Annotated in this window: 21 protein-coding genes and 3 pseudogenes; 19 read left to right on the plus strand and 5 right to left on the minus strand. The window is 48.8% G+C overall.

Features of this window, described 5'->3' with window-relative positions; translation table 11 throughout:
• Positions 1-273 precede the first annotated feature (273 nt).
• The 17 genes from D5398_RS23210 to D5398_RS23290 are packed head-to-tail and all read left to right on the plus strand — an operon-like array spanning position 274 to position 19339.
• Positions 274-2817: a filamentous hemagglutinin N-terminal domain-containing protein gene (locus D5398_RS23210; RefSeq protein ID WP_120509728.1), complete on the plus strand. Its 2544-nt coding sequence runs from the start codon at positions 274-276 to the stop codon at positions 2815-2817.
• A 59-nt stretch (positions 2818-2876) separates the two neighbouring features.
• On the plus strand, positions 2877-4535 hold the full coding sequence (locus tag D5398_RS23215) for a ShlB/FhaC/HecB family hemolysin secretion/activation protein (protein ID WP_120509729.1): 1659 nt from the start codon (positions 2877-2879) through the stop codon (positions 4533-4535).
• Between the two features lie 10 nt (positions 4536-4545).
• The gene (acpS, locus tag D5398_RS23220; protein WP_120509730.1) at positions 4546-4914 is read left to right on the plus strand and encodes a holo-ACP synthase; all 369 of its coding nucleotides are present in this window, start codon (positions 4546-4548) and stop codon (positions 4912-4914) included.
• Between the two features lie 22 nt (positions 4915-4936).
• Positions 4937-5692, plus strand: a complete 756-nt coding sequence (locus tag D5398_RS23225; protein ID WP_120509731.1) for an SDR family oxidoreductase — start codon at positions 4937-4939, stop codon at positions 5690-5692.
• Positions 5693-5695: 3 nt separating this feature from the next.
• Positions 5696-6253, plus strand: a complete 558-nt coding sequence (locus D5398_RS23230) for a 3-hydroxyacyl-ACP dehydratase FabZ family protein (RefSeq protein ID WP_162940823.1) — start codon at positions 5696-5698, stop codon at positions 6251-6253.
• Between the two features lie 16 nt (positions 6254-6269).
• Positions 6270-6560 (plus strand): acyl carrier protein, encoded by a 291-nt coding sequence (locus D5398_RS23235; protein WP_120509733.1) that lies wholly within the window; start codon positions 6270-6272, stop codon positions 6558-6560.
• A gap of 17 nt (positions 6561-6577) precedes the next feature.
• Entirely contained in the window at positions 6578-7738 is a 1161-nt protein-coding gene (locus D5398_RS23240; RefSeq protein ID WP_120509734.1) for a glycine cleavage T C-terminal barrel domain-containing protein, read from the plus strand.
• A 59-nt stretch (positions 7739-7797) separates the two neighbouring features.
• Entirely contained in the window at positions 7798-10356 is a 2559-nt protein-coding gene (locus D5398_RS23245; RefSeq protein WP_120509735.1) for a beta-ketoacyl-[acyl-carrier-protein] synthase family protein, read from the plus strand.
• Positions 10334-11572, plus strand: a complete 1239-nt coding sequence (locus D5398_RS23250; protein WP_120509736.1) for a beta-ketoacyl synthase N-terminal-like domain-containing protein — start codon at positions 10334-10336, stop codon at positions 11570-11572. Before D5398_RS23245 ends, D5398_RS23250 begins: the two co-directional genes overlap by 23 nt.
• A gap of 23 nt (positions 11573-11595) precedes the next feature.
• Positions 11596-12567, plus strand: a complete 972-nt coding sequence (locus D5398_RS23255; protein WP_120509737.1) for an ATP-binding protein — start codon at positions 11596-11598, stop codon at positions 12565-12567.
• 47 nt (positions 12568-12614) lie between these two features.
• Positions 12615-13289, plus strand: a complete 675-nt coding sequence (locus D5398_RS23260) for an ABC transporter ATP-binding protein (protein WP_244216826.1) — start codon at positions 12615-12617, stop codon at positions 13287-13289.
• On the plus strand, positions 13273-13923 hold the full coding sequence (locus D5398_RS23265) for a hypothetical protein (protein WP_120509739.1): 651 nt from the start codon (positions 13273-13275) through the stop codon (positions 13921-13923). The genes D5398_RS23260 and D5398_RS23265 overlap by 17 nt, the downstream gene beginning before the upstream one ends.
• Entirely contained in the window at positions 13924-15231 is a 1308-nt protein-coding gene (locus tag D5398_RS23270) for an ABC transporter permease (protein WP_120509740.1), read from the plus strand. It begins immediately after the preceding gene.
• Positions 15232-15241: 10 nt separating this feature from the next.
• Positions 15242-16027, plus strand: a complete 786-nt coding sequence (locus D5398_RS23275; protein ID WP_120509741.1) for an outer membrane lipoprotein-sorting protein — start codon at positions 15242-15244, stop codon at positions 16025-16027.
• Positions 16024-17385 carry a hypothetical protein gene (locus tag D5398_RS23280; protein WP_120509742.1) on the plus strand — a complete coding sequence of 454 codons (1362 nt, stop codon included), beginning with the start codon at positions 16024-16026 and terminating at the stop codon, positions 17383-17385. The genes D5398_RS23275 and D5398_RS23280 overlap by 4 nt, the downstream gene beginning before the upstream one ends.
• A 6-nt stretch (positions 17386-17391) precedes the next feature.
• Complete coding sequence (locus tag D5398_RS23285; protein ID WP_120509743.1) at positions 17392-18330, plus strand: ACP S-malonyltransferase; 939 nt, start codon at positions 17392-17394, stop codon at positions 18328-18330.
• Position 18331: 1 nt separating this feature from the next.
• Positions 18332-19339, plus strand: a complete 1008-nt coding sequence (locus tag D5398_RS23290; protein ID WP_120509744.1) for a hypothetical protein — start codon at positions 18332-18334, stop codon at positions 19337-19339.
• Between the two features lie 98 nt (positions 19340-19437).
• On the opposite strand, the pseudogene D5398_RS23295 reads toward D5398_RS23290, so the two are convergent.
• The 3 genes and pseudogenes from D5398_RS23295 to D5398_RS23305 all read right to left on the minus strand — a co-directional run.
• Positions 19438-19608: pseudogene (locus D5398_RS23295) on the minus strand (hypothetical protein); the annotation flags it as partial.
• 277 nt (positions 19609-19885) lie between these two features.
• On the minus strand, positions 19886-20890 hold the full coding sequence (locus D5398_RS23300) for an IS110-like element IS4321 family transposase (protein WP_120509745.1): 1005 nt from the start codon (positions 20888-20890) through the stop codon (positions 19886-19888).
• Between the two features lie 334 nt (positions 20891-21224).
• A complete protein-coding gene (locus D5398_RS23305; RefSeq protein ID WP_120509746.1) occupies positions 21225-22247 on the minus strand; it encodes an IS110-like element IS5708 family transposase in 1023 nt (340 codons plus the stop codon).
• A 172-nt stretch (positions 22248-22419) separates the two neighbouring features.
• On the opposite strand from D5398_RS23305, the pseudogene D5398_RS23310 reads away from it, so the two are divergent.
• Positions 22420-22698 (plus strand): annotated as a pseudogene (locus D5398_RS23310) (IS3 family transposase); the annotation flags it as partial.
• 439 nt (positions 22699-23137) lie between these two features.
• Here the strand turns inward: D5398_RS23310 and D5398_RS23315 are convergent.
• Entirely contained in the window at positions 23138-23875 is a 738-nt protein-coding gene (locus D5398_RS23315) for a carbonic anhydrase (protein WP_120509747.1), read from the minus strand.
• Positions 23876-23990: 115 nt separating this feature from the next.
• On the opposite strand from D5398_RS23315, the pseudogene D5398_RS23320 reads away from it, so the two are divergent.
• A pseudogene (locus D5398_RS23320) lies at positions 23991-24665 on the plus strand (IS3 family transposase); the annotation flags it as partial.
• On the opposite strand, the gene D5398_RS23325 reads toward D5398_RS23320, so the two are convergent.
• Complete coding sequence (locus tag D5398_RS23325; RefSeq protein ID WP_162940824.1) at positions 24658-25227, minus strand: hypothetical protein; 570 nt, start codon at positions 25225-25227, stop codon at positions 24658-24660. The pseudogene D5398_RS23320 and the gene D5398_RS23325 overlap by 8 nt on opposite strands.
• Positions 25228-25276 lie beyond the last annotated feature (49 nt).

Consider the following 25276-nt stretch of genomic DNA (forward strand, 5'->3'; position numbering starts at 1 on the left):
CTCTCATTTATGCAGGGAATATCAAAAACAGGGATGTTTCAATTCTGTATCGATTAAATGCTTAAGTTAATGCTGCTGACGAGTTCAGTGGCAAACATAGACATTTTAACCGCCAGGAAAGTAACACCTGATCCCTGATATCGATTTAACCATCCATGCATTCATGGATGTCGATAATCGCACAAACATTAATGCGAATTTCAAATAGTTATTTGCAGACAGCGTTAGTGAAGTGCAATCAGAAATAAGTAGTCAATCTCACCAGAGGTTAGAATGGTCAGTAAAAAATATAAGCATTTATTATTAAAAGTTAACCCTGTTACCGCAGCGCTGTTACTGGCATTGCCTGTGGTTGCTCAGGCCAATATTGATATGCATAGTGATTCCGTTAACCAGGTTAATGGTATAACTGTTATTGATATTAATAAAGCAAACTCTAATGGTATCTCTCACAATATCTATGATAAATTTAATGTGGGAAATGAAGGTCTGATTTTTAACAACAGCCAGAATGGCGCCAATACCGTGCTGGCGGGTCAAATTGGGGGTAACACCAATCTTTCCACTGGGGCAGCCAGCGTTATTCTGAACGAAGTTCAGTCACGTAACCGTAGCGACCTTAACGGATTGATGGAAGTTGCCGGCAGTAAAGCACAGCTTATTATTGCTAACCCTTCAGGTATTAGCTGTAACAGCTGCGGCTTTATTAACACCGAAAGCGTCACGCTGACTACCGGCAAGCCGGATATGAAAAATGGCATGCTGGAAGGCTACAGCGTTAACGGCGGTGATATCAAGGTTAACGGCAAACTGACCTCTGATTCGCCAACCGCTATCCTTGCCCGCTCTGCTGTGATTAACGGCACTGTTGCCGCGAATAAAGAGCTGACGGTAGTGTTGGGTAACAACTATGTTGCCACTAACAATCAGGTACTCGGAGAGGTTAAAGCTACCGGCTCTCGCGGCTGGTATAGCCTCGATGTAGCGAAGATTGGCGGCATGTATTCTGACAAAATCACCCTGGTCAGTACTGAAAAGGGTGTTGGCGTGCGCAACAACGGTGTACTGGCAGCCGGTAATGGCGGCATTCAGATCGACACCCGCGGCGAGCTGATTAACAGCAGCGCGACCATCAAATCTGCCGGAGACATCAGTATCCAGACAGCCGGGGCGCTAAATAACGTTACTGGTAACATCGCTGCGGATAAATCGGTCTATATCGATACCAGCAAAAATACCGTTGACAACTCCCGTTCCGGTAACCTAATTGCTGGTCAGTATATTGGCGTGAACAGCGGCAGTTTTATCAATACTAACGGCAAAGTGGCAACCGCTGGTACCCTGGCTATCAACACCAATGGCGCTGAGCTGGTTAACTCCGGTAAAGGTAAAACCGTTGGCATGGAAGCGACGGTAGTGGTTATGGAAACCGGCCATCTTGATAACCGTGATGGTCAGATCAAAGGCTATTACGTCGGTACTAAATCTTCTAAAGTTAACAATAACAACGGCATCATCGACGCATACCAAAATATCGACATGACCAGCAATGACTATGTTGATAACACCCGCGGTCTGATCCGTTCCGCCACCGGTCGGGTGAAAATTGATGCATCCAAAGGCAACCTGTGGAATAACAATACTAAATCCGCTGATACCGTAAGTGAGGATTCCAGGGGAATTATTGCCGGAATTGGTGGTGTTGAAATTGCCGCAGGCAACCTGTACAACGCGGGTCAAATCGCCTCTACCGGTAATATTGGTATCAATAGCACTGGCCTTGTCAACAATCGCAATGGCAAAATCAGTACCTACAAAGATATTTCCGTACTGGCAAAATCCGTTGACAACAGCATGGGCGGAATTGGCGCGATCGGCAATGTCAATGTTGAAGCTACCAATGGCAATATTGAAAACTACATTGGCGTAATGTCTTCAGATGAACAACTTAATCTGAAAGGCATGCGCATCAATAACCACGGCGGCCTGATGATGGGGAAAGACATTAATCTGATCTCCGCTGGTGATATTGATAACAATGCCGCGCTGATGGTGGCGAAGAATAAAGTTACCCTTGCTGCGCAGGGTACCCTGTACAACAATTACTCTAACGACTTTGGCCGTAATTTCGGGGTCTATTTTGGCATTAAAGATCAGCCTGGCGGCATCATCGGAAGCAGCCTGGTCGATATCTCGGCTAAAAATGTCTACAACGACTACAGCCGTATCGTTGCTAAAGCGGGCGCTTTAAAGCTGAACGCCAGTAATTACATTAGTAACTACGCCAGTTTGCTGGTGGGCAACACCGCAGCAGACATCAAAGCAAAATCGTTCAATAACAACTACTCAACCCTGCACTCAGGTGGAGATTTAAATATTGATGTTGAGTCTCTGAGCAACTGGAGTTCTGGTAGCCTGCGCGATAATAATGCCACAGGTGTTATTTCCGCCGAAAACAATCTGAAATTGAATATGAAAAACAATTTGGATAACTTTGGTTACATCACCGCAAAAAACAATGCGGCGATTAGTACTCAAGGTCTGGTGACGAACTTTAACACTATTAATGCTGGTAATGAGTTGAAGCTGAATGCCAATTATGGAATTCTGAACTGGAGCGATATCCATGCTAATAACAAGATGGATGTTTCTTCTGAAGGAACCATTACCAATTATGGCAACATTTTCACCGAAGGCTCAGCAATAGTTACCGCTAATCACTTGTTCAACACCTTGTGGGGCACCGTGGGCGGCCTGAAAGGACTGGATCTGGACGTGAAAAAAGTGACTAACCATAACATTATTGTCGGTCTCTAATACTGTAAATAAGGGCTAAAACAGAGGCAACCTCGGTTGCCTCTGACTTAACTAATTTTATGATAAATAAATTTTTCGGGATGCTGTTTTTTTTTGTGTTTTTATTTAGCTACCCCGCGCTTGCCAATGAAAGTTTGAATGGGATGATTAAATCTCAGGAGACGATTGAGAAAAGCACCAGAAAAGAAAATACGGTTATCAGCAAGGATGTTTTTTCCTCACTGGACAACAGCAAGAAAGAAGAGATCCAGTTTCCAACCGAGAAGAATTGTTTTATAGTTAAAGAATTGGTTATTGAAGGTAGTTTCCTTGATCGCGCCTGGTACGATAATATCAGGAAACAGGCGACCGGGTATTGCCTGGGTGTATCCGGAATTAATATCCTGGCAAAGAATCTGCAGGATGCCTTAATTAAAAAAGGTTATGTGACCACCAGAGTTGAAATACCCAATCAGCGGTTGTCCTCAAACCGATTGGTGTTAAACATCGCAGCTGGAAAAATTGAAAAAGTCAGCATTCAGGGAGAAAAAATCTCCCCGTGGATTCTGCCTTTTAAGCCGGATGATATCCTCAACCTACGGGATATCGAACAGGGGTTGGAAGTTTTACAGAAGCATCCAGGATCGAAGGTTAAAGTTAATATCGAACCGGGAAGCAAAGAGCACTACAGCAATGTGGTAATCACCGCCCAGACGGATAAAAACTGGGATGCCCGTGCCTGGATAAATAACTGGGGGGATAAGAGTACCGGTAAAAACCTGGCCGGGGGAGCGTTTTATCTCTATAACCTGTCGGGGGTGAATGATATTTTCTATGTTTCCGGTAGCCAAAACGTTGGGCGTCCATCCGGGGGCTATAGCAGTTACAGCCTGTGGTATTCGTTCCCAGCTGGCTACTGGGATTTTGAATTGTTCTTCAGTAACAGCGAGTCCCGACAGCAGATTAGTTCCGGTCCGCTTAATCTAACTTATAAGGGTGAAAGTCAGTATTTGAGTTTTAAAAGCAGCAGAAACCTCTATCGCGACCAGAGTAAGAAAGTTTCGGCCAGCGCTGAATTAACGAAGAGATATGTTAATTATCATCTGAATGATATTGAGTTAGCCCTGCAAAAAAGGGATATGACTAATATCCGGTTCGGCCTGAACTATAAACAGAACCTGACCAGAGCCGTGGTTGATTCCACGCTATCTTATCAGCGTTTTTTGCCAATATTGGGCGCTGATAAAACACCGGATATGAAAACCGGCGAAGCGAGCACTGCCAGCCATTTGTTTTATCTGGATGCCAGTTATCTGAAATTGCTTAACGTCAGTTGGGTTAATGCCTGGTATAGCCTGAAAACCGGCGGGCAATATTCTCCGGCGAGGTTAACCCTGCAGGATCAGATTTCACTTGGCAACCGTTGGAATGTCAGAGGGTTTGAAAATAGCCAGCAACTGAACGGCGATAAAGGGTTCTATGTTCAGAATGGCATTAGCGCATTGACCGGCATCAAAAATATGGAGTGGTACAGTGCGGTGGACTACGGACAAATATGGGGTGATGTCTATCCGGCCGGGGCGTTTGACGACAGTAAATTATTGGGGGCTACAACCGGAATAAAAGGCAGCCTGGGTTCATTAGGTTACGATACATCGGTGTCAAAACCGTTATGGTATCCAAATGGCTTAAGGGTTGATGATTTTATCCTGAACTTCAATATCTCTTATCAGATTTAGCGGTCGGAAAATGGTTATCGGAACAGATGTTGTCGAAATAGATAGAATCAGGCAGGCAATCAACTGGGGAGAAATGCGTTTCCTCTCGCGGGTGTATACCGAAAATGAATTAAAGAAAATTCATTTTGAAGAGATTAATTATGAACGCGCCGCAGGTTTTTGGGCGGCTAAAGAGTCAGTGGTAAAAGCTATTGGCACCGGATTCAGAAATGGCATTACATTTCAGGACATTGAAATAGATCATGATGAATATGGTTGTCCGTTCCTGACGCTGAAAGGGAAACTGAAGCAAATCTTCAGTGATAAGCAATTAACGAATATTTCAGTCAGTATTTCACACTGCCGAACCTATGCTCTGGCCGTGACAATATTGTCTTGACATCTATTTGCAGAGTTAAGTGATGTATCAATTTAGCGATTTAATTAATAAAAAAGTGCTGGTTTCCGGCGCCAGTGGTGATATTGGCCTCGCCATATGTGACAAATTCCTGCATCAGGGATGTCAGGTCTATGCGCTTTATAAATCAAACGCAGTGGAGCTGGAGCTACTTAGAAGCGTCCATCCGCAGGGCGAAAATTTGCATATTTTACAGTGCGATCTGGCGGATAAGCAGGCAGTGAAGAATCTGTGCAGCGAGCTGGATGAAAAGGCCCGACAGCTGGATGTGCTGATTAATAATGCCGGGATTGTGAAAGACAATCTGTTTTCCGCAATGACGTCAGACGAATTTGGCGATGTGATTGACACCAATCTGCTCAGCACCTTTTCACTGACACGTGAAGCGCTGCGTCTGTTGCGCGGCTCATCCGCCGCTGCCATTGTCAATATGGCGTCGATCGCCGCGATAATACCCAGCGTCGGCCAGTGTAACTACAGCGCCTCAAAAGGCGCGCTGCTGGCGTTTACCCGTACTCTGGCCGCTGAACTGGCTGGTCGTGGGGTAAGGGTGAATGCGGTAGCGCCCGGCATGATTGAGTCGCGTATGGTCAAAAAAGTTTCCCGCCAGGTTGTCCGTGGCGTAATGGCGACCGTGCCGCTGAAGCGGCTGGGAACCTGTGAAGAAGTAGCCAATGCCGTGATGTTTTTAAGTTCCTCGGCTTCCAGCTATATAGTCGGCCAGACCATCGTTATCGATGGCGGCCTTGTGATGCGGTAGATCATGTCCAGAAACGGTCGAACCCCCTTGCCGGCAAAGGTTTTTTTACATATGGGCGGCTGGCGCCAGCCGCTGGTTATGGTTGACAGCATTGTGGACTATAAATACGGCGATAATGGCTTCATTAAGGTGATTAAGCATGTCACCTTTAATGAACCTTATTTACAGGGCCACTTTCCTGACGACCCGATTATGCCGGGTGTTATTATCGCTGAGATATTTGGTCAGGCTAGTGAGTATCTCTCATTTCTGACCGATATTTGTGATATCTGGGAACAGAAAACCGGCGCTGCGCTGAGAAACCTGCGTGATATTGAGTCGCAGGCCAGAGGCGAAGAGATGCTGGAGATAATAAAAGCACGACGTTTGAAGGTGCGTGGCGTGCTTGCTGCGCAAAATCTAAAATTTAAAGATATCGCCTGGCCGGGAGATACCATTGAAGTAATGAGTAAACTGGCATTTTCTGACAGTCAGGGATTTAAACATTATGCCGTGTCAGCACATGTTGGTAAAAGAATTATTAGCCAGGGCACAGTCATAAACTTCAGAGAAGATAAATAATAAAGGTTATTTCAGAGTGAATACGATTAAAGAAGATATTATCGAGCGCAAAGCCGTACTGCAGCGCATTAAGATTGAAATTATTCAACGACTAAACATTCCAAAAACGGAATCGCAAATTGATGACGATACCGCGCTGTTCGGTAACGGCCTGAAACTGGACTCGGTTGATGCGACCGAAATTTTAGTTCTGCTGGATAAAGTATTTGGCATTCAGGTGAGTGAAGGTGATGACCCTTCCTATATGCGCAGCATTAACAATCTGGCGACTTTTGTTTTAAAGAACAAAAAGCCGGATTCAGAATAGAATATTAAAGGTTTACTATGAGCGCACTTCAGAAATTACATTTAGGGCACCCGGTTAAAATGGGAGTCTATAACGGAAAACAGGTCCCGGCATGTTACTCACAGCCGGAAAAGGAATATCGCGCAGCGCGCGAAAACATGCTGCTGACGGACTTTAGTCATCTTTCCATTGTCAGCGTAATGGGGGATGACGCCTGGTCGCTGGTCAACCATATGACCTCCGCCGATATCTCCATTATCCGCGATGAGCAGGGTATTTACTCTCTGCTGTTAAATGAAGATGGCACAATCTGGGGCGATGTCTATGTACTCTGTACCTCCGATGGTTACTATCTGCTGTCAGAGAACCGCAACGCGGCGGAGCTGATTGAAAGACTAAATTATATTCTTGACCACTATCCACAACTGGATATCCAGCAGAGACCGGTTATTCATGCTATGGATACCGACAGCTGGGGCGCAATTCAGCTGGAAGGCCCTTATGCCTGGGAGCTGCTGGCGGAAAATTATGGCTATGACATTATCGGCCTGCCTTATCACGAATATATGAATACCGACGACGAATTACTGGTATTCCGCTGTGGTAAGCATGGTGAATTTGCTTATTTATTAATTGGCGAACGCCAGGTTCTGGCTGAAAGCTGGCAGCAATTACAGGCAATTGGCGCCAAATTCGATCTGGTTACCGGCGGCCTTAACTATCAGCAGACTGCTCGCGTCGAAAACCCATGCTGGGATCCGGCGATTTATAGCGATTATTCAATTAATCCAGTTGAACTCCAGATGCAATGGGCCATCCAGTACGACAAAGAAGACTTTATCGGCAAGCAGGGGGTTGAAGCGCTCTCTGCGGGTAACGTCAAATCTAAACTGGTAGGTATTCTGCCGCTCTCTGGCTGTTGTGCGATTAATATCAGGGATGAGGTGACAGTGGACGGCAAAGTGGTTGGAATGGTGATCAATAGCGTTTATTCACCGATGCTGCAATCAACGATTGCGCTGGCGTTAATCGATAACGAATTTGCCTGTTCAGATATTACCGGTTATCACATTGCGACCCAGCAGGGTGAAGTGGCGGCCAGAACCCATAATTTGCCATTTATTTATAATTTTAGCTTGTTGGTTAACCCTACAGAGCACAGTTATATCGATACCGCGAAAGAAAAAAGCGCATTGTGATTTTTTACATTAAATCCAGCTTTGCTGGTAAATAATATTGTTACATTTGCAGGTAAGAAATGAAAACCACTAGGAAAAGAGTAGTTATCACCGGAATGGGTATTTTATCCTCTCTGGCCGATAACATCGATGATTTCAGACAAGCGCTGCTGGATAAAAAATGCGGCGTGGCAGACAGCCAACGATTTTCTCAATGGTTTGAAAATGCCCGCGCGGCAGAGATTCTGCATCAGATTGATTATTCAGAGATCCCTGAAGAGATCGTCTCATCGCTGGATAATGCCGCGCTGTGGGCGTGGAAAGTTAGCCGGGATGCCCTGAAACAGGCGGGTCTGCATAATAATCAACCGTTGCTCGACCAGACAGGTTTAATTACCGGTGTTTCCTCTGCAGGTACGGAGGCTTTTCTGCCGCTGTTTGAGCAGCGAATCCAGGACTTTAACCTGAAAAAAGCCATCTGGTCCGGCGGCTTTTCCTCCTGCTGTTCCAGCGTTGCTTCTCTGCTGGGGCTGAAAGGTGGAATGGAGCTGGTCGCCACGGCCTGTACAGCCAGCCCGAATGCGGTAGGCATGGCTTTTGATTATATTCAGAATGGTAAAAGTATCACCATGCTGGCGGTCGGCACTGAGCCGATCTATCTGCCGACATTTGCGGGTTTTTACGCCCTGAATGTCATGCATCCTGACTCTTGCACGCCTTTTTCTGGCCGTTCTGGCATGTCGATTGGCGAAGGGGCTGGCGCGATTGTGCTTGAAGAGTATGAACACGCCGTGGCGCGTGGCGCCACCATTTATGGCGAAATTCTCTCTTATGCCACTTCATGCGATGCCTACCATGAGACCGGGCCAGATCCGAGGGCGAGCGGCGCGGTGCAGGTAATGGCTAAAGCGCTGGAAAACGCCGGGCTGACTGCCGACCAGATCGATTACGTCAACGTGCACGGCACTGGCACGGAAGCCAATGACCGTATCGAAACCCTGGCCATGAAAAAGACCTTCCCGCAGGTGGAAAATTTGCCGGTCAGCTCTACCAAATCCTATCTCGGCCATAATATCGGCGCAGCGGGTATTGTTGAGCTGATCGCCTGCCTGGTGACGCTGCCGCTCAACAAAGTGCTACCGACGCTCAATTTTAGCGTGGCGCGGCCAAACTGCGATCTGGACTATGTGCCGAATGAAATCCGTGACAAAGACGTAACGGTTTTCATGAAAAACAATTATGCCTTTGGCGGCAATAACTGCTGCATGATTGTCAGTACCAAAGCCTGCGCCACGCCGGCAACCCATTACAGTGCGCGTCGGGTAGCAATTTCCGGCGCCGGGGCAGTTTCAGCGATTGGCCACACCCTGAACGAGATACTGGACAGGGTATGGAGCGAAGAGACGGCGCCAGAACTGGGTGGCGTTGCCTTTAATCCGGATACGCTGGAGGAAGTACATCAGCTGCTGGCGGTGCTGCATGAAACTCAGCAGTTGGGTGAGCTTGCGACCAGCGCGGAGAGCCTGGCGGCGCAGCCGCTGCCGGAAAATAATCCTGACTTCAGAACCTTTCAGGTTTCCGGCCTGGAGCCGCGCAAGCATCTGCGCCGCTTCGATCCGCGTAAAGCCACGCGTGGCGGCACCTTTGCCCTGATGGCGCTGGTGGAAGCGCTGGATAATGCGCAACGCAAAATCAGGCGTGACGGCGAGAGTCTGGGATTTGTAATGGGGATGTCCCGCGGACCGCAGGAGACCACCTACAAATATCTGCAAAGCCTGAAGCCCGATCCATGTAAAGTGCGCACCTCGGAATTTCCGGGTTCGCTGATGAATTCCATCGCGACATTCTGCGCTATTTCGGAAGGGATCAAAGGTTATACCACCACGCTTGCCACTGGCGCCAATGCGGCGCTCGGCGCCCTGACCTATGGCTATGAGCTGATTCGTCAGCAGTTGCAGCCGCAGGTGATGGTCGGCGGCGCGGACGAGTTTTTCCCGTCGATGTCACTTTATATGGACGCGGTGGCGCAAAAAATCCATATGACGGCGGATGCCCATGATTATCACATCTATGGCCAGCATGCGCAGGGCTATATACCGGGAGAAGGGGCATGCATGCTGTTGCTGGAGGATTTTGAAGCGGCACAGGCGCGTGGCGCCGGGGTATTGGCAGAGATTATCGGCTATGGCAAATCCTGTGATAACAGCTACTTCGATGCCTCTCAGCAGGATGAAAAAGCCGCCGCGCTGGCGCTGGCGATTGACAGAGCTTTGCAGGATGCAGACACCACGGCAGAGGCCATCGACCTGGTTTGCGGCACCAGTAATGGGGCGCAGCACAGTGCCGCGGTGGAAATAGCCGCGATTTATCACTGCTTCCATCAGCGCCACCCTCAGATACCGGTAGTTAACTACAATGCCTTCTTTGGCTTTGTTGAGTCCTCTGCGGGGCTGCTGAATCTGGCATTACTGACCGATTGCTTAAAAAAACAGGCGGTTCCGGCTATTCCTTACACCCGGCAATTCTGCGATGAGCGGATTAACTTTGTGCGCTCGCCACAGAAAATGGCGATTCGCCAGGCTTTGCTGATTGGTGCCACAGAGGGCGGAAATTATTATGCCTTCGTCATCAAAGGATAATGGCGCACCTGATCGCGCGGTACTGGCTGGGTCCAGCCTGTGTTTACCCTATGCTACTGATAGCGAGACTTTAATCGCCAATCTGTCGCAGGGGAAATGCCTGGAGAAAGCCGCCTGGTTCGTCAGCGAACGGCAGGCCAGGCTGTGCCGCATGCATCAGAATAAGTCAGCGGTGCGGTTTGATCGGCAGGGCAGATCGGTATTTGACCTGCTCTGTAAGCTAATCGACAACGCGTTGCTGCAGGCAAAACTGGCGCCGCACCAACTGACGGGGGACAGGGTGCGGGTGTATCTGAGCGGGCTGGGGCCGCGGGTTGATATTTCCGATTACTATGCGTTTTACCACCATAACGACATTGAGGACCTGAAGTGCGTAAACTCACTACGCAATCTGAACGTAGCCGCAATGTCACAGGATCAACTGGCTACTGGGCTAGCGCGTCATTATGACTTAGCCTGTCTGCCGCCTTGCCTGCATTGCAGCAGCAACTCAGCGCTGTCGGCGCTGCATCTCGGCATTCAGGCTATCGAAAGCGCGGCGCTGGATATTGTGGTGGTTGTCAACTGTTCGGAGATTAAAACCCAGGATATTCACTTTCTGGAAAGTCAGTCAATGCTGGAAGGTGAAGTGGTTCAGCCGTTCTCTGATGCGGGTAAATGCGTGCTGCCTTCGGAAGGGTTTTCGGTATTGATCGTGGAGCGCGCGGGCCATCGACAGGCGCGCCAGCTGGCGGGCGGTATTGAGCTGACTTCTGTTTACAGCCAGATCAGCGCCGGACGTAGTAATGATTCAGCACAGCTGGCCAGCAGCCTGCTAAAAGTCATGAGCAGCGTAATGAAAAAAGCGCAGGTAGGTTGTGATGACCTGTGCGCCATTATTCCGCATGGCAATGGCTCCGCAGACAGCGATAGAGCAGAAGCGCAGGCGATTGTCTCTCTATTGGCAGAGTCGACGGTACACGTGCTGGCCTATAAAGGACAAATAGGATATGTCACCACGGGTTCAGGCATTGTCGACCTAATCATTGGTCACGCCGCCTTAACTGATAAAAAACTGATATCACCTGTAGGAAAGGAAGTTATTCGCGAATCGATTTCACGGCATTTGTTAATCAATGCCGGAGCAATTTCGCACAACAAAGAACACTTATTGAAAGTTGGTCTCGGCGTCGACGGTTCCGTCATCGGAATTGTCATGTCAGGCCAGCGTCAATAAGCACTGAATGGACGTTTTAAAAAATGCATTTGCTCTCATTCTCGCTTATTGAGCCAGAAGATAAATTTTATTTGTATTATCCCAGCTGGCTTAATGTTGGAGAATCCCATCTTTATAAATTGGCGTTAAAAGCAACCAATGCCCACGGCTGGGGGTTTAAACGCTTTGGCGCCAGCAGGGAAGAGTATTCCCGGGAGATGATCAGGGCGCCGTTGTACAAAAATTATCTGGATGCCATGGATCAGGCGGCAGATAACGCGCTACAGCAGTTAAATGCCAAAGAGCGAATGTTATTAATGAAGTCACGAACGGCATTTATCTATGCCGATGCCTGGGGTGAAACGGGGCCGTTTGAGGACGTCACCAGCCCCCTGCACTCAGCAATCATGGATACGCTGCCTAAAAACCTGGTAAAGAAATTTGCCATCAAGGACTTTACCTGCAAAGTCAGGGGAGAAGAGCATGCCTTTATGCAGGCAATGAGACTGGCACAGGATTATCTCGACTGGCGACTTTATGACTTTGTAGTTATTTGCGCCGCTTACCGGGCGGTGCCATGCCTGGTGTTTTCACAACAAGCCATGAACGGGCGCAGCAAAAATAAACAGACGCATCTGAATATCTCAGTAGAACGTGTAGGCTGTTTTGTTTTCAGCCAGCGGGAAGCCAGTCTTGGTATCCAGTGCGGGAAAATGCTTACCGCACCGCAGGGCGCTCCACTCGAGCAGGTGATATCGGGGTTAGATCCGCAACAGGACTGGCTGGCGCTGGCCAGCCTGAAGAAAGACGCGGCATTTGAAAAACAGCTGGCCGATGCCGCTGGTTCTATTCGCCATATTAATCTGGTCGATATGTACGGCGAGAGCGGGCCTGTTACGCCGGCGCTGAGTCTGATTTTTCAGCAACGGCAGCGATACCAGGCCGGGAAAGTCCGCACTTTATTGAAAGATGTTTTTGGCGGTTATATCTGGTTCGATAGCTGGTCAATGCACTGATAAATATGAGTCTTATTATAAATAATATTAATCCCCTGGCGGATATAATGCTAACGGATGTTGAAAAACATTACGGTCAGGGTGAATCAAAAGTAAAAGCGTTAACCAATATTAACCTTGAAATCGCAAAGGGAGAGTTTATTGCACTCTGTGGGCAATCAGGAAGCGGAAAAAGTACATTATTAAATATTTTATCAGGTATCGATAAACCCGATTCGGGCAACGTCTTTTTCCTGAATAATGCGTTAAGTGAGCTTAATGAAAATCAGCTTGCCAGTCTCAGAAGTCGGCACCTGGGATTTATTTTTCAGTTTTTTAATCTGATTCCGGTATTGAGCGCGTTTGATAACGTTTTTTATCCGCTGCTGTTAACCGGCAACCGGTCAAAGCAGACGGCAAAATCGCTGGCGCTGCACTACCTGGCATCTACGGGCATTGAACATCTGAAAGACAGAAAACCCGGCCAACTTTCGGGGGGGCAGCAACAGCGCGTGGCTATCGCCCGGGCGCTGGCCAACCAACCGCAAGTTATCGTTGCGGATGAACCGACAGGCAATCTGGATATGGCTACCGGTGAAGCTATTCTGGACCTGATGATGAAAATCAATCAGGAGACGAAAACCACCTTTATCGTTTCTACCCACTCTGTACAGCTACAGGACAGGGCGAAAAGAGTGATTGAAATCAAGGACGGAGGTATTGTGTATGACTCGCTACGCTAATTCTGTTGTCTTCCTGCTGCTCTTCTGTCTGTTGGTCAGTTCCGCTATGGCGCAATCCAGGGAAGCGCCCGAAGTTGAAAGCATTATTCGTCAGGGCTTCCCCCATAAGATTGATGAGCTAAAAGAGGTCACGGATGCGTTAATGGCCGAGTACCAGCAACAGGGAAATATCACCTCTCTGGTTTTCTATTCTTATGGTCTGCTGAAGCTGGCAGGGGAATATAAAAATATCAACGACAATGTACAGGCATCGGAATTAGCCAAAATGGGTTTCTTCTATCTGGATGAAGCGGTGGAACTGGATGAGGATAACTGGCGGGTGCGTTACCTGCGGGCGCGGCTTGATACTTGGTTACCCTCGGACCTTGGGCGCTGTGTGGTGGCGCTGCATGACAGCATGAAGCTGGATAAATCTTTCAAGAAACTGGCTCTGAAGCTGCGGAAAAAAATTAAGCAGATGCAAGTCTATACCCTGAGGAACTGTCAAGGTGACAAACAGGCAGACTCACTGCGCCGGGAGATGTTACAGGAACAACCGGCGATAGCGGAGACACCGCTAATCAGCGGCGCAGCGCCAATCTGGGATATTGATGAACTTAATCAGGTATTAATTCCCTCAATAAAAGGTGAATAAATGTTAAGCGGGCAGTTATTGCCAGGCATTGTTATAGCGGTAGGCCTGGCTATTTTGGTTTTTTATTGTGGTGTCAATGAGATTAAATTTTCTTTCTTTAATCTCTTTCGTCATAAGCGGCGTTCACTCTCAACGATTGCGGCAATTATGCTGGGTGGCACGGCAATATTCCTTTACGGCGGCTTTATTGCGCATTCATTCTGGATATTGAAGGAACAAACCATCAGAACCAATCTGGGACATTTGCAAGTCTATGATCGTGAGTATTTTGAAAATACCAATAAAAATAAAACCATTATTGGAAATTATGACTGGCTGAAGTCAGCGTTGTTGAGTGATGAAAAGTTGTCACCTTTTATTTCCACGATCAGCGGGCAGCTGGAGTTTACCGGTATTATTTCTCTGTATGAGAATGAAAGCTCCGGGTATTTTAGCGCGATCGGCATCGAGCCGCTTGCGTCGCTTAAAGTGGGTTCTTTCGACAAACTGATATCCGGCAGCGATCTATCCCGCATCAAACAAGATGAAATTACCCTTGGAAGCGGCCTGGCGCGGTCTCTGAATGCGCATTATGGCGACTGGCTGGACTCAATGGTGCTTAATACCCAAGGCGGCCAGGGGGCAATGTCAATGAAACTGCGCGGTATCTTCTCTTCCGGCATCAAGGAATATGACGACGTGGCGTTAAAAATGCCGCTAAGCACTGCCCAGAAAATGATGAATACCGATGGCGTTAGCAAAATGGTTATTTTGCTTAAGGATGAAAGCCAGCTGGAAAGTTTTCGCAGTAGGCTGGAGCAGTTTATTGCGCAGCATAAATTGCCGCTAATAGTTAAATCCTGGAAAGAACTTTCGCTTTTTTACCAGCAGGTAGAGGGGCTGCTTTCCGGTATTTACTTTTTTATAAAATTAATCGTGGCGTTGGTGGTGGTGTTTATGATCGGCAATGCCATGACGATGAATGTGATTGAACGAACGCGCGAAATTACCACCTTGCGCGCCACAGGCGTGAAGCCGGCAAAAGTCGCCAGGCTCTTTTTACTGGAAGGGGTGTTTACCGGGGTACTGGGCGCGGCCGGCAGCCTGCTGGCGGGCTTCGCCCTGGCCGGAGTGATCAATCTGCACGGTATCGCCATGCCGCCATCTCCCGGACAAACCCAGGGATACACCGCATTTATAAAAACCGATGATGCCGCTCTTATCTGGATAACTGTTTTATTACCGGTACTGACGGCGTCGCTGGCATCGATTATCCCGGCCATGCGTGCCGCCAGACTAAATATCGCCGATGCATTTAAATTTATTTAGAGATGGAATAATGAAAGTTTTTTTACCGTGGGCGCTGATAAGTCCGTTGTTATTTTGCCCACCGTTGCAGGCTGCGGATGCGCCTGTGGTCAGCGCCGGAGAGATTATTAAACGCGCTGACGAGATACGCTCACCGGATCAGCCTTTCCGTTATACGGTGACGGTCAAAGCCTATCAGGATGGCGCCAGTCAGCCGGTCCAGACACAAGTGCTGGATATTTCCATGCGTTTTATAAAGCCTGACGCGAATAACCAGGCGGATGCGCGCTCGCTGATGCGTTTTGTTTACCCGGCCAGCGATAAGGGCAAAGTCATGCTGTCTGACTGGTACGATTTATGGTTCTGGACACCGGAACTTCGTCGGCCAATTCCGATCTCCCCGCAGCAACGGCTGGTAGGACAAATTTCCAATGGCGATGTCATTGTGACTAACTTTGAATATGCCTATAACGCCCGCTTAACCGGCGAGACCTCCTGCGGCGCGGCGCAGTGTTATCAACTGATACTCGAGCGCAAATCCGCGGCAGTCACCTGGCCAAAAATTATCTATCTGGTTGAAAAAGGCAGCTGGCGGCCATTCCGTGCGGATTATCTGTCACTGGATGACAAAGTGGTAAAAAGCGTTTCCTGGCAGGATTATCGCCTGCTGCTGGATAAACAGCGTCCGGGCAAAATTCTGGTTACCGACGCCCGTCACGCCAATCGCTATTCAGTAATGGAATACAGCGATGTCAGATATGAGTCACTGCCACAGTTTCATTTTACCAAAGAGTTTATTCAGCGGGGTGGCCGTTGAAAGCGCATCAGTTCTTCTGGATCGTCCCGGCGTTACTGGCGCCCGCTATCGGCTGGTCTGCCTGTCAGCAGGATGTGGTGCTCTACGGGCAGGTTTCCGCCGTGGAACGGCAGCACTCCCTTTGGCGCATTCAGCAGAAAAACCCGTACCGGGCGGATAATATGCTGCGCGATGCCGCGCTTAACTATGCCGGGTCTTGTCAGCCTGCGGCAGATCTGACGGTCGATTTCTCACTTTATGGCCTGTTTTGGTCGGGGTGGCGACCGACGGGCGCTTTCGAGCAGGATGACAGCCATGCGCGCTTTCTGGCGGATAAATTAGCGCTGACTTATGCCGCTTCAGATCAGCTTCGGCTGGAGCTGGGCAAACTTAAAGCGCAGGGCGGATTGTTTTATCTCAAGTCTCCCGCTGCGCTGATGAATAACTATTATGCCGGTTTTCGCAGCAGCCGAATTTACTATCCGGGAGTGCAACCGGCTTATACCGCCTCGTACTGGGGGGGGGGGATCACCCATGACAATGAAGTTCGCTCGCTGTCGCTGTCGGTTTCTCCCGCGCTGAGCCGCGAAGGTCCATATTATCAATCGTCCGGTAACTGGCGGGATGCGGCGCGGTCAAATAGCGATGAACGCTATCTGCTCTCCTGGAGCGGCAGGGAGGTTGCCGATCATACACCAACATTAAACCTGATGGGGGGAAGCAATAAATCTGTCGCCGTGGCAGACAGCTATCAGTTTGCCCCCCAGTGGCAGTTTAACGCCGAGGCGGCGTGGCACTGGCAACAACAGTGGCGTCATCTGGACGCGCAACTGGCCGATCGCCTGCAGGGTTACAGCTTTCCTGACCAGCTGTATTCCCGGGAGGAGCAGAGAAACACCGAACTGGCATTAGGGGTGCAATATACCACCGACCAGTTTAGTCAGTTTGGCGTGGAGTACTACTTCCAGAGCGCGGGATATTCCGTCGCAGAATGGCGTAAGCAGACCGATCTTATTCGTTTTCTAAACCAGCGTAGCGGCAATGCGGCGCTGGACCGCCTGTTTGATGACTATAAGTTTCTGATGGCCGGGGAAATCAACAATACGACCAACCGAGGGCAGCTGTTGGGTAAACATTACCTGAGCACCTTTAACAGCATCCTGATGGCAGATGAGTCTGTTATTCAGCCCTATGCGATTTTTAATCTGGGAGATTACAGCACATTGGTGGGGGTTAATTACAGCAAACCTGTCGCCGCATTTGACAAAAAACTGGCTATTTATTGTGGAGTTTATAGCGCGCAGGGTAAACAAAATTCAGAATTTGGTTTATTTGGCGACACTATTGGCAGCTGGCTGGGATTTAAATATCAATTTTGAGGAATTATGAGTTTATTATCAACATCAAAGCCCGTGGTATTACTGTTTGCCGGGCAGGGGACCTCCACCGTTGGCATGGGCGCGGATTTATGGGATATCAATCATACCACGCGCTCAATCTGGGATTGCGCCAGTGATATTACCGGTAAAGACCTTCGCCGCCTGTGTCTGAAAGGGCCGATGAACCGGCTGGTGCAGACTTCAGTTCAGCAGATTGCAGTCAGCGTGATTAACACCACGCTGTATACCTTGTGGTGCGAAGCGGCGACCGGAGTCGATATTGTCGGCAGCTGCGGTCACAGCGTGGGGGAATATAGTGCGCTTTACGCAGCTGGCATCCTGTCGCTGGAAGATATGTTCCGGGCGGTACACTATCGCGCCGAACTGATGGATGAACTGAGCAAGTGTTACAAAGGCTCGATGCTGGCGGTGAAATCTCTTGATTACGCCAGCCTGTCTGCGCTGATTGCCGATTCAGACCTGCCGCTGGAAATCAGTTGTGATAACAGCAACCAGCAACAGGTGATTGGCGGTGTCCCGCAATTGCTTAACGAGTTTGTTCCGTTACTGCTTCAGCAGGGATGCAGCAGCATTAAACTGGGCGTCAGCGGCGCCTGGCATACTGCATTAATGAGCGAAGGGGTGGAGCCGATGGCGCAGTTTCTCCGCGGGCTGCAATTTAATCAGCCCCGGCACCAGGTACTGATGAATGTCACTGCACAGCCTGCCAGCGATGCCGACACCATCCGGCGTAATCTGTCCCTGCACCTGACGCATACGGTGAAATGGACTGACTCCATGACACATTTTCTTCAGGCGGAGACGCCATGCCAGTTTGTCGAAATCAGTAATAAAGCGTATCTGACCCACCTGTTGCATGATTATCCGATGTATAAGCCGGACAACGGCGTTCATTGCCGCCAGTTGTTATCACGGATGGCATAACATGATCCCGGATTACACCACTTTTATTCGTTTTCATGACAAACGCATGCTGGCATTACTCTATATTCTTCTGCCGGTTATGCTGGGTTTTTACTGGCGGAATAACGGCTATGTGTTATTCCCGGCGGATGCCGGAATAATCGCCGCGCTACTCTCCATAACCTTATTTAACACGCTGTTCGATGTCAAAGCCTCATGGGCTTACAGCAGCGTGTTACGCCGGGTCGATTTGAGCTGCTTTAACGGACAGAGGTGTACAGGTGTCAGTAGATTCCTCAGCCGTCCTGCGGTGCTGTCGATAATCGCTTTCCCGCTATTTTGGCTGTTAATCCTGTCGATGTCGCTATGGGGCGAGGATTCTCAGCGCTATTATTGGCTGGCAGCGCTATTACCGCTTATTTTTTATGTGTTATATCATCATGTTCGCCTGGTTTATATCCGTCAGGTGATAGCGGCGCTACCGCCTTCCGGTGCGGTTAAAAACCTGTACCGTTATCTGTGGACGCCGTTACTGCTCAGCCTGCTGGTAAGCCTGCTTTCTGTTAGCCCGCTGAAAAATGATGACGATTTCAGCCTGAGTGAGGGCTATTTTTCCGGCAAATTAATGGTGGCAATGTGGCTGCTTTGCGCCGCGGTACTGGGTTTAAATTTGCTGTTTAACCTGTGGAGCAAGCGTTACATCTTCCTTGGCCGGATATTCCTCAGAGAAATCGATTTCTATTTTTCCCCGCGGATTCCGCTGAGCCAGCTACAGCGTCTGCCTTTTGTCGCGCGGATGATACTGTTAGCTGTGTTGAACACCGGCTGGATTATTCTTATCAGCGCTATTCTGGCCCTGACCGGCTGGCAGGTAAAATTTGAACTCTATTTCTTATGCTGCTATTTGCCGGCCGCGGGTTATCTTTACCTGCACCTCTACTGGCACTGGCATAACGAATTCCTGCTGACCTGTGATATGTACTTTCGCTATGAAGTGATCAAAAAACGCCAGGCGATACCGGTTTTGTAACCCTCAGGGTTAATTACCGCGCCGTGGAAAACCGCTTTCAGCGCTGATAAAAAAAACGCCCGATAATTCGGGCGTTTTTTTTATCAGCGCTGAAGTTGTTACTCCGGCGCGACTACGTTCTCAATTGTCTGCCGCACATCCTGGGTAATCAGATCCGCCAGCAGCTGATAGACCCTCTGCGTCTGTTCAATTAAGGCATCGCCGGTATCGCTGATATAGCCTTCATCACGCAGCGTCATCACCAATGACGAGAACACTGCCTTATCAAAGGGGTCCGCTTGGAAAACGGAATCTATGGTCACTCCCGTTTTTGCAACACCGATTTTGACGATAAGTTGGCTTGCTTGAATCTATCCGGCGTCTGAATGGGATTTTATTCCCGCGCCTCGATGAGTTCCGCGCCTGATGAACCTCTAGAAAATATACGGCTTCAATGAGCCTTTCCGTTTTACAGGTTCCTCAACAGGCCGGTGGGCCGTTAGTATCATCAATATCAGTATTCGCAAAACCAGATCAGTGATTCTTTAAACCGGTGTATTTCTGTCATTATGCTACATAAGTTTGCTGTCGTGCCGTTAGGGCCCAGGCTATTCTGGCCAGCTTGTTTGCCAGGGCACAAGTGACGACAAAGTTGCTTTTCCTACACAGTAGATCCCTGACCCAATCGGCCAATTTTCCAGACTGGTGTTCCAGTTTTTGTATGAATACCCTGGCACATTGAACTAACAAAGTTCGGATCTTTTTGTTACCTCGCTTACTAATTCCCAGCAATGTCGTCCGACCTCCCGTGCTGTACTGTCGAGGCACTAGCCCTGTTGCCGCCGCAAAGTCACGACTGCTGACGTACTGCTTCCCGTCGCCAATCTCAGTTGAAATAGTACTCGCTGTCAGTGTTCCAACGCAGGGAATGCTCAGCAAGCGCTGTCCAATCTCATCTTCGTCCAACTTTCGTTTCAACTGGGATTCCAAATCTTTAATCTGCTCAACGAGATAATGATAATGCTGTTGTAATTTCAGCAATAACTGGCTGAGATAAAGAGGCAAACTATTGTCCTCAAGAAGGGTACTCAGTCGGCTAATAACGGCAGCTCCTCGTGGAACGCTAATGCCAAATTCCAGCAGAAAAGCATGCATCTGATTGGTTGTTTTTACCTTATCCTGAACCAAGGATTCACGGACACGATGCAGAGCCCGCATTGCCTGCTGAGATTCCGTTCTAGGTTGCACAAAACGCATAGACGGACGCGATGCAGCTTCGCAAATAGCTTCGGCGTCGACAAAGTCGTTTTTGTTACTTTTAACGAATGGACGGACAAATTGTGGTGATATCAGCTTAGGAAAATGCCCCAACTCTTCCAACTTGCGTGCCATAAAGTGAGAGCCGCCACAGGCTTCCATTGCGATGGTTGTAGCGGGGCATGTCGCCAAAAATTCGATTAACTTTGGCCGGGTAAATTTTTTACGGTAAACAGCCTTGCCGCGACGATCTTGGCAATGAATATGGAAAGAGTTTTTACCCAGATCGATACCAATGAGCGCAATGTTTTCCATGATAGTTCTCCGAATGAAAGCCTATCCTCAGCATAGTACCGGGAAGGTGGGAGTGACCATCTCATTAAATATCCTACTATAAGGGCTTCCCCGAACAGTCAACGCCGGTTTTTAATTTCTGTCTGTTCATCAATAAAAGGCAAGGGATAAGACTGCGCTACTATAAACGGTCACGCTGAATCGCTAGTGATTCGGACCCTGATGAAAGACGCTCGTGAGATCCTCCTTCGTTAATCGGATAGTAATATCCAGTAGGATATGCAGATACTTCTCACGGGGGTCTAACCCTTTACCATCAACGAGTTACAGTTCAGTTACTACTCAGTTTAATTTTTCACGTTGTTGAATACAGTCTGAAGTCATCGCCGTAATGTAATGATGCCCAGCACAACCTCGCATTCTTGGCGGCGATTGCAACGACAGCACGCCAGTATCCCCGCCTACCAATCAACGAGCAGACCCAACGGCTAAACGAGTCCGTTCTATTCTCTGCCCCTACCATTACAGAACGGGCTCCCTGGACCAGTAGGGTTCGCAGATAGGCATCACCCGCTTTTGTTATCCTGCCAAGCTTTGATTTTCCGCCACTACTGTATTGTGATGGCGTTAGCCCCAACCAGGCTGCCAGTTGGCGCCCGTTCTTAAAATCATGGGCATTGCCAATACTGGCGACCAGCGCACTCGCTGTGGTGGGCCCAACACCTTTCAGTTCCATTAACTGCTGGCTGCGATGATCTGTTTTGGCCACACGAGATAATACCCTGTCATATTCGGCGATTTTCTCTTCAATATTAGTGACATGTGCCAATAGATCATCAATGCACAGCCTAACCTGTACTGGCAGAGTTTCCTTCTGGTCAGAAACAACATGACGCAGAGCATCAGTGCTTTGTGGGGCAATAACCCCGAATTCAGATATCAGGCCCCGAAGACGGTTATACGTTGCTGTTCTTTCCTGGATAAATCCCTGTCTTGTCCGATGTAAGCATTGCATTGCCTGCTGGCTTTCGTCTTTGACTGGTACAAAGCGCATATGCGGCCGCTGCACTGCCTCACAAATAGCTATTGCATCAGCTGCATCATTTTTCCCGGTCTTACCCGCCATGCGATAGGGTGAGACAAATTTCGGAGCCATCAACCGGACATCATGGCCATACTGCCTGAATAATCTTGCCCAATAGTGGGCACCCGAGCAGGCTTCCATTCCAATGACACAGGGAGGTAAACCTGCGATGAGTTCAGAAAGTGCTGCACGCGACACCTTGGGTTTAACCAGAACAGCTTTACCATTTTGGTCAATGCAGTGAACAGCAAACACATTTTTAGCAAGAGCGATACCGACAGTGGTGATGGTCATAACGAATCCCTCTGGGTCAATGTTTATCCTATGATTGCACGAAAGTTAATCAGGCGCATATCTAGGGGAAGTCCCTTCCATTCGCTAAGCCAGTGACTTAAGCAGGTATGACGGGCCGATTTGTGCCAGAAGCGGATGTTAGTAAACCTGAACCGCATCAATTGGAGGGGAGCAGGTCAGCCAGTACGGTAGTGATGACTGGCAGCGGTTCTGCCGGGGCAATAATCTGACCCCGAGCATGAGTCGCCGTGGCAACTGTTGGGATAATGCTGTGGCAGAATCGTTCTTCAATTCACTAAAAAAAGAGCGTGTCAGAAAGAGAATATATAAAACCCGGGGCATGGCCCGGGCGGATATATTCGATTACATCGAAGTATTCTACAACCGAGCCCGACGCCACAGTCATCTCGGTGGTGTTAGCCCTGAGGCCTTCGAAAAGGCCTCACCGTGAGGACAGGAACTGTCTACGTGCTCGGGGGCACTCCATTATTGCGAGTCGGTGAGGTTTCGATTGCGAGCCGTTACATCTATCCCATAAACCTCGAACTCACTTATTCGCCCTTTAATTACCCGGAATCCCTCAGGTTTTGCAAAAAAGCATATGCGCCGTGATTAATGACGGCATGCACGGTGAATTGGATGGTGTTTTATATAACATTTCAATGTGAAAATATAACAAATTGCATCTGGGGCTAAGCCCCAGATATGCTTACAGCTGCCATCAGTAGTCATAGGGGTTTGACGCTCAATGGAAAGAAAACTCACGTAAGAGGTTGGTTTGGTAATTAGAAAGCCAAAAATGAACTAATAAGTTCATTCAATTACCCCCTGTTAGTCACATAGCAGATCACTACACATAGGGCACAGTGACGTGCCTGTAACCTCAGAAATCAATCAATGATAACGCGGCCATTCAGCGGCTGTACCGGGCGATTGTTTGCATGCTGAACTACTGAGTGGAATTGCCTGATTTGTTCAGCAGAAGCACTGACAGGTTGTTCCAGTACCATCCAGGTCACACCTTCAGAACAAGGGGGTGTGGTCAGGGATCCACTAAAGCGGTAGACCCCGACGTTCTCAGGCAACAAAGCGTTGATATCCACCGCCTGCGTCAGTATGGCAGCTTGATTAACTTTAGCAGGCATCTGCTGCCAGGCTTTTGCCAATTGCGGATTAGCTTTCCCTTCCTTAAACATCAGCGCCAAAACAGCCAGAGAACCATCTTTATCTTTATAGACAAAATGGCCTTCCAGCGGGAACTGTTTGCCATCGATCTCATTTTCACTTGGTGCATGGAAATGAAATTGCTGCAGTGCAAAAGTATCGTCGTCCAGACGCAGGGTATTACCTTCACCAACGTTAATCTGAATCGTATGGCCATTGTTGATTATTTGCTGTTTACCCTGCTCGAAAACCAGAACAGGTTTGCTGTGATGCGTTTTCAGTGCTCCCTTGATATTGACCGGTGACTGGTTTTTACCGGTTTCACAGAGTGCAAAATCGGGTGAAAGCTTGCCCCAGTGCTCAGGACTTTCCTGGCTTTCATAACCCCAATGCTGAGACTGTTCTGTGGCTCCGACAGAGAAACAGGTTGCCAGCATGATGCCCAGCATAAGTTTTCCTTTCAATATTATTCATCCTTTTCAAACGAAGTTGTAAATACGTCCATGGCGAACAGTGCATAGACTTCTCGGTAGCTATCACTCCATACAGGAGACCACACCCGGCATTGATGAGTAAATAGGAAACCGCCCCATCTGGCAGCTGCTGCTCCGCGAAGGGCTTCATGTTAATCACAAGCGAGTATACCGGCTCTACCATCTGAGTGGACTCGGCGTAAAACGCAGACGTCGTCGTAAAGGACTGGCAACAGAACGTCTGCCGCTGCTCCGCCCGGTGGCGCCGAATCTGACCTGGTCGATGGATTTTGTCATGGATGCGCTGGCCACCGGTCGCAGGATCAAGTGCCTGACCTGCGTGGATGACTTCACGAAGGAGTGCCTAACGGTCACTATTGCCTTTGGCATTTCAGGCATGCAGGTCACGCGTATTCTGGACAGCATTGCGCTGTTTCGCGGCTATCCGACGACGATAAGAACTGATCAGGGCCCGGAATTTACCTGCCGCGCGCTCGATCAATGGGCCTTTGAGCATGGAGTGGAGCTGCGGCTTATTCAGCCCGGCAAGCCGACACAGAACGGATTTATTGAGAGTTTTAACGGGCGCTTTCGCGATGAATGCCTGAATGAACACTGGTTCAGCGACGTCAGCCATGCCAAGAAAACCATCAGTGATTGGCGTCAGGATTATGTCGAGTGCCGCCCGCACTCCACGCTGAATTATCAGACGCCGTCAGAATTTGCGGCGGGCTGGAGAAAGGGTAATTCTGATAGTGAAGGATCCGACATTACTAAGTGAGCGTTGTATCTAATCCTGGGGGCAGGTCAGCAGGTCGATAAATGAGCTCGTATAATGAGCGCAACTGAAGAGACAGAACCTGAGGATTAATTTCGATGGCGAAGTGCTGAATTCTGTTTCTTTCGATAGCGACCGCCTTAAGCTGTTTTAGACTATCTTCGCTAAATTCGGTCGGATAATGTTTTTTAATCAGGTCGCACAGGCCAGGAATATCGACTGATTTACAGGCATGAAGCTCGCTCTCAAGAGGATTAATCGGATCTTTGCAGTGTTTTCTAAGGGACCATTCCACAAAAATCTTGTCAGCACCAAAGCGGGATGCTGCGGCCTTAAGCAAAAGCCCTGCTCCCTGAAAAAGATTGAGCAGGCACTGCTTGTAATATCGGTTACTGTTGCCTGACTGCGCATCCGTCAGATTTGCAATCCAGTTTCCACTAAGTCCAGAGCATTTTCTAGCAGGGAGAATTTCACCATGTTCAGAGGTGCCCGTACAGGCCGCGCAGAGCTTCCGCCTGCGTCCCTTCATGACATTTTGACGTAATCTCCCTGACCAATATCTCAAACACCTCCGCGAGTAGGAAAATGTACCGTCCATCGATGCCAAAAAAGCC

Origin of the sequence: Rahnella bruchi (assembly GCF_003614975.1) — a bacterium.
GTDB lineage: Bacteria > Pseudomonadota > Gammaproteobacteria > Enterobacterales > Enterobacteriaceae > Rahnella > Rahnella bruchi.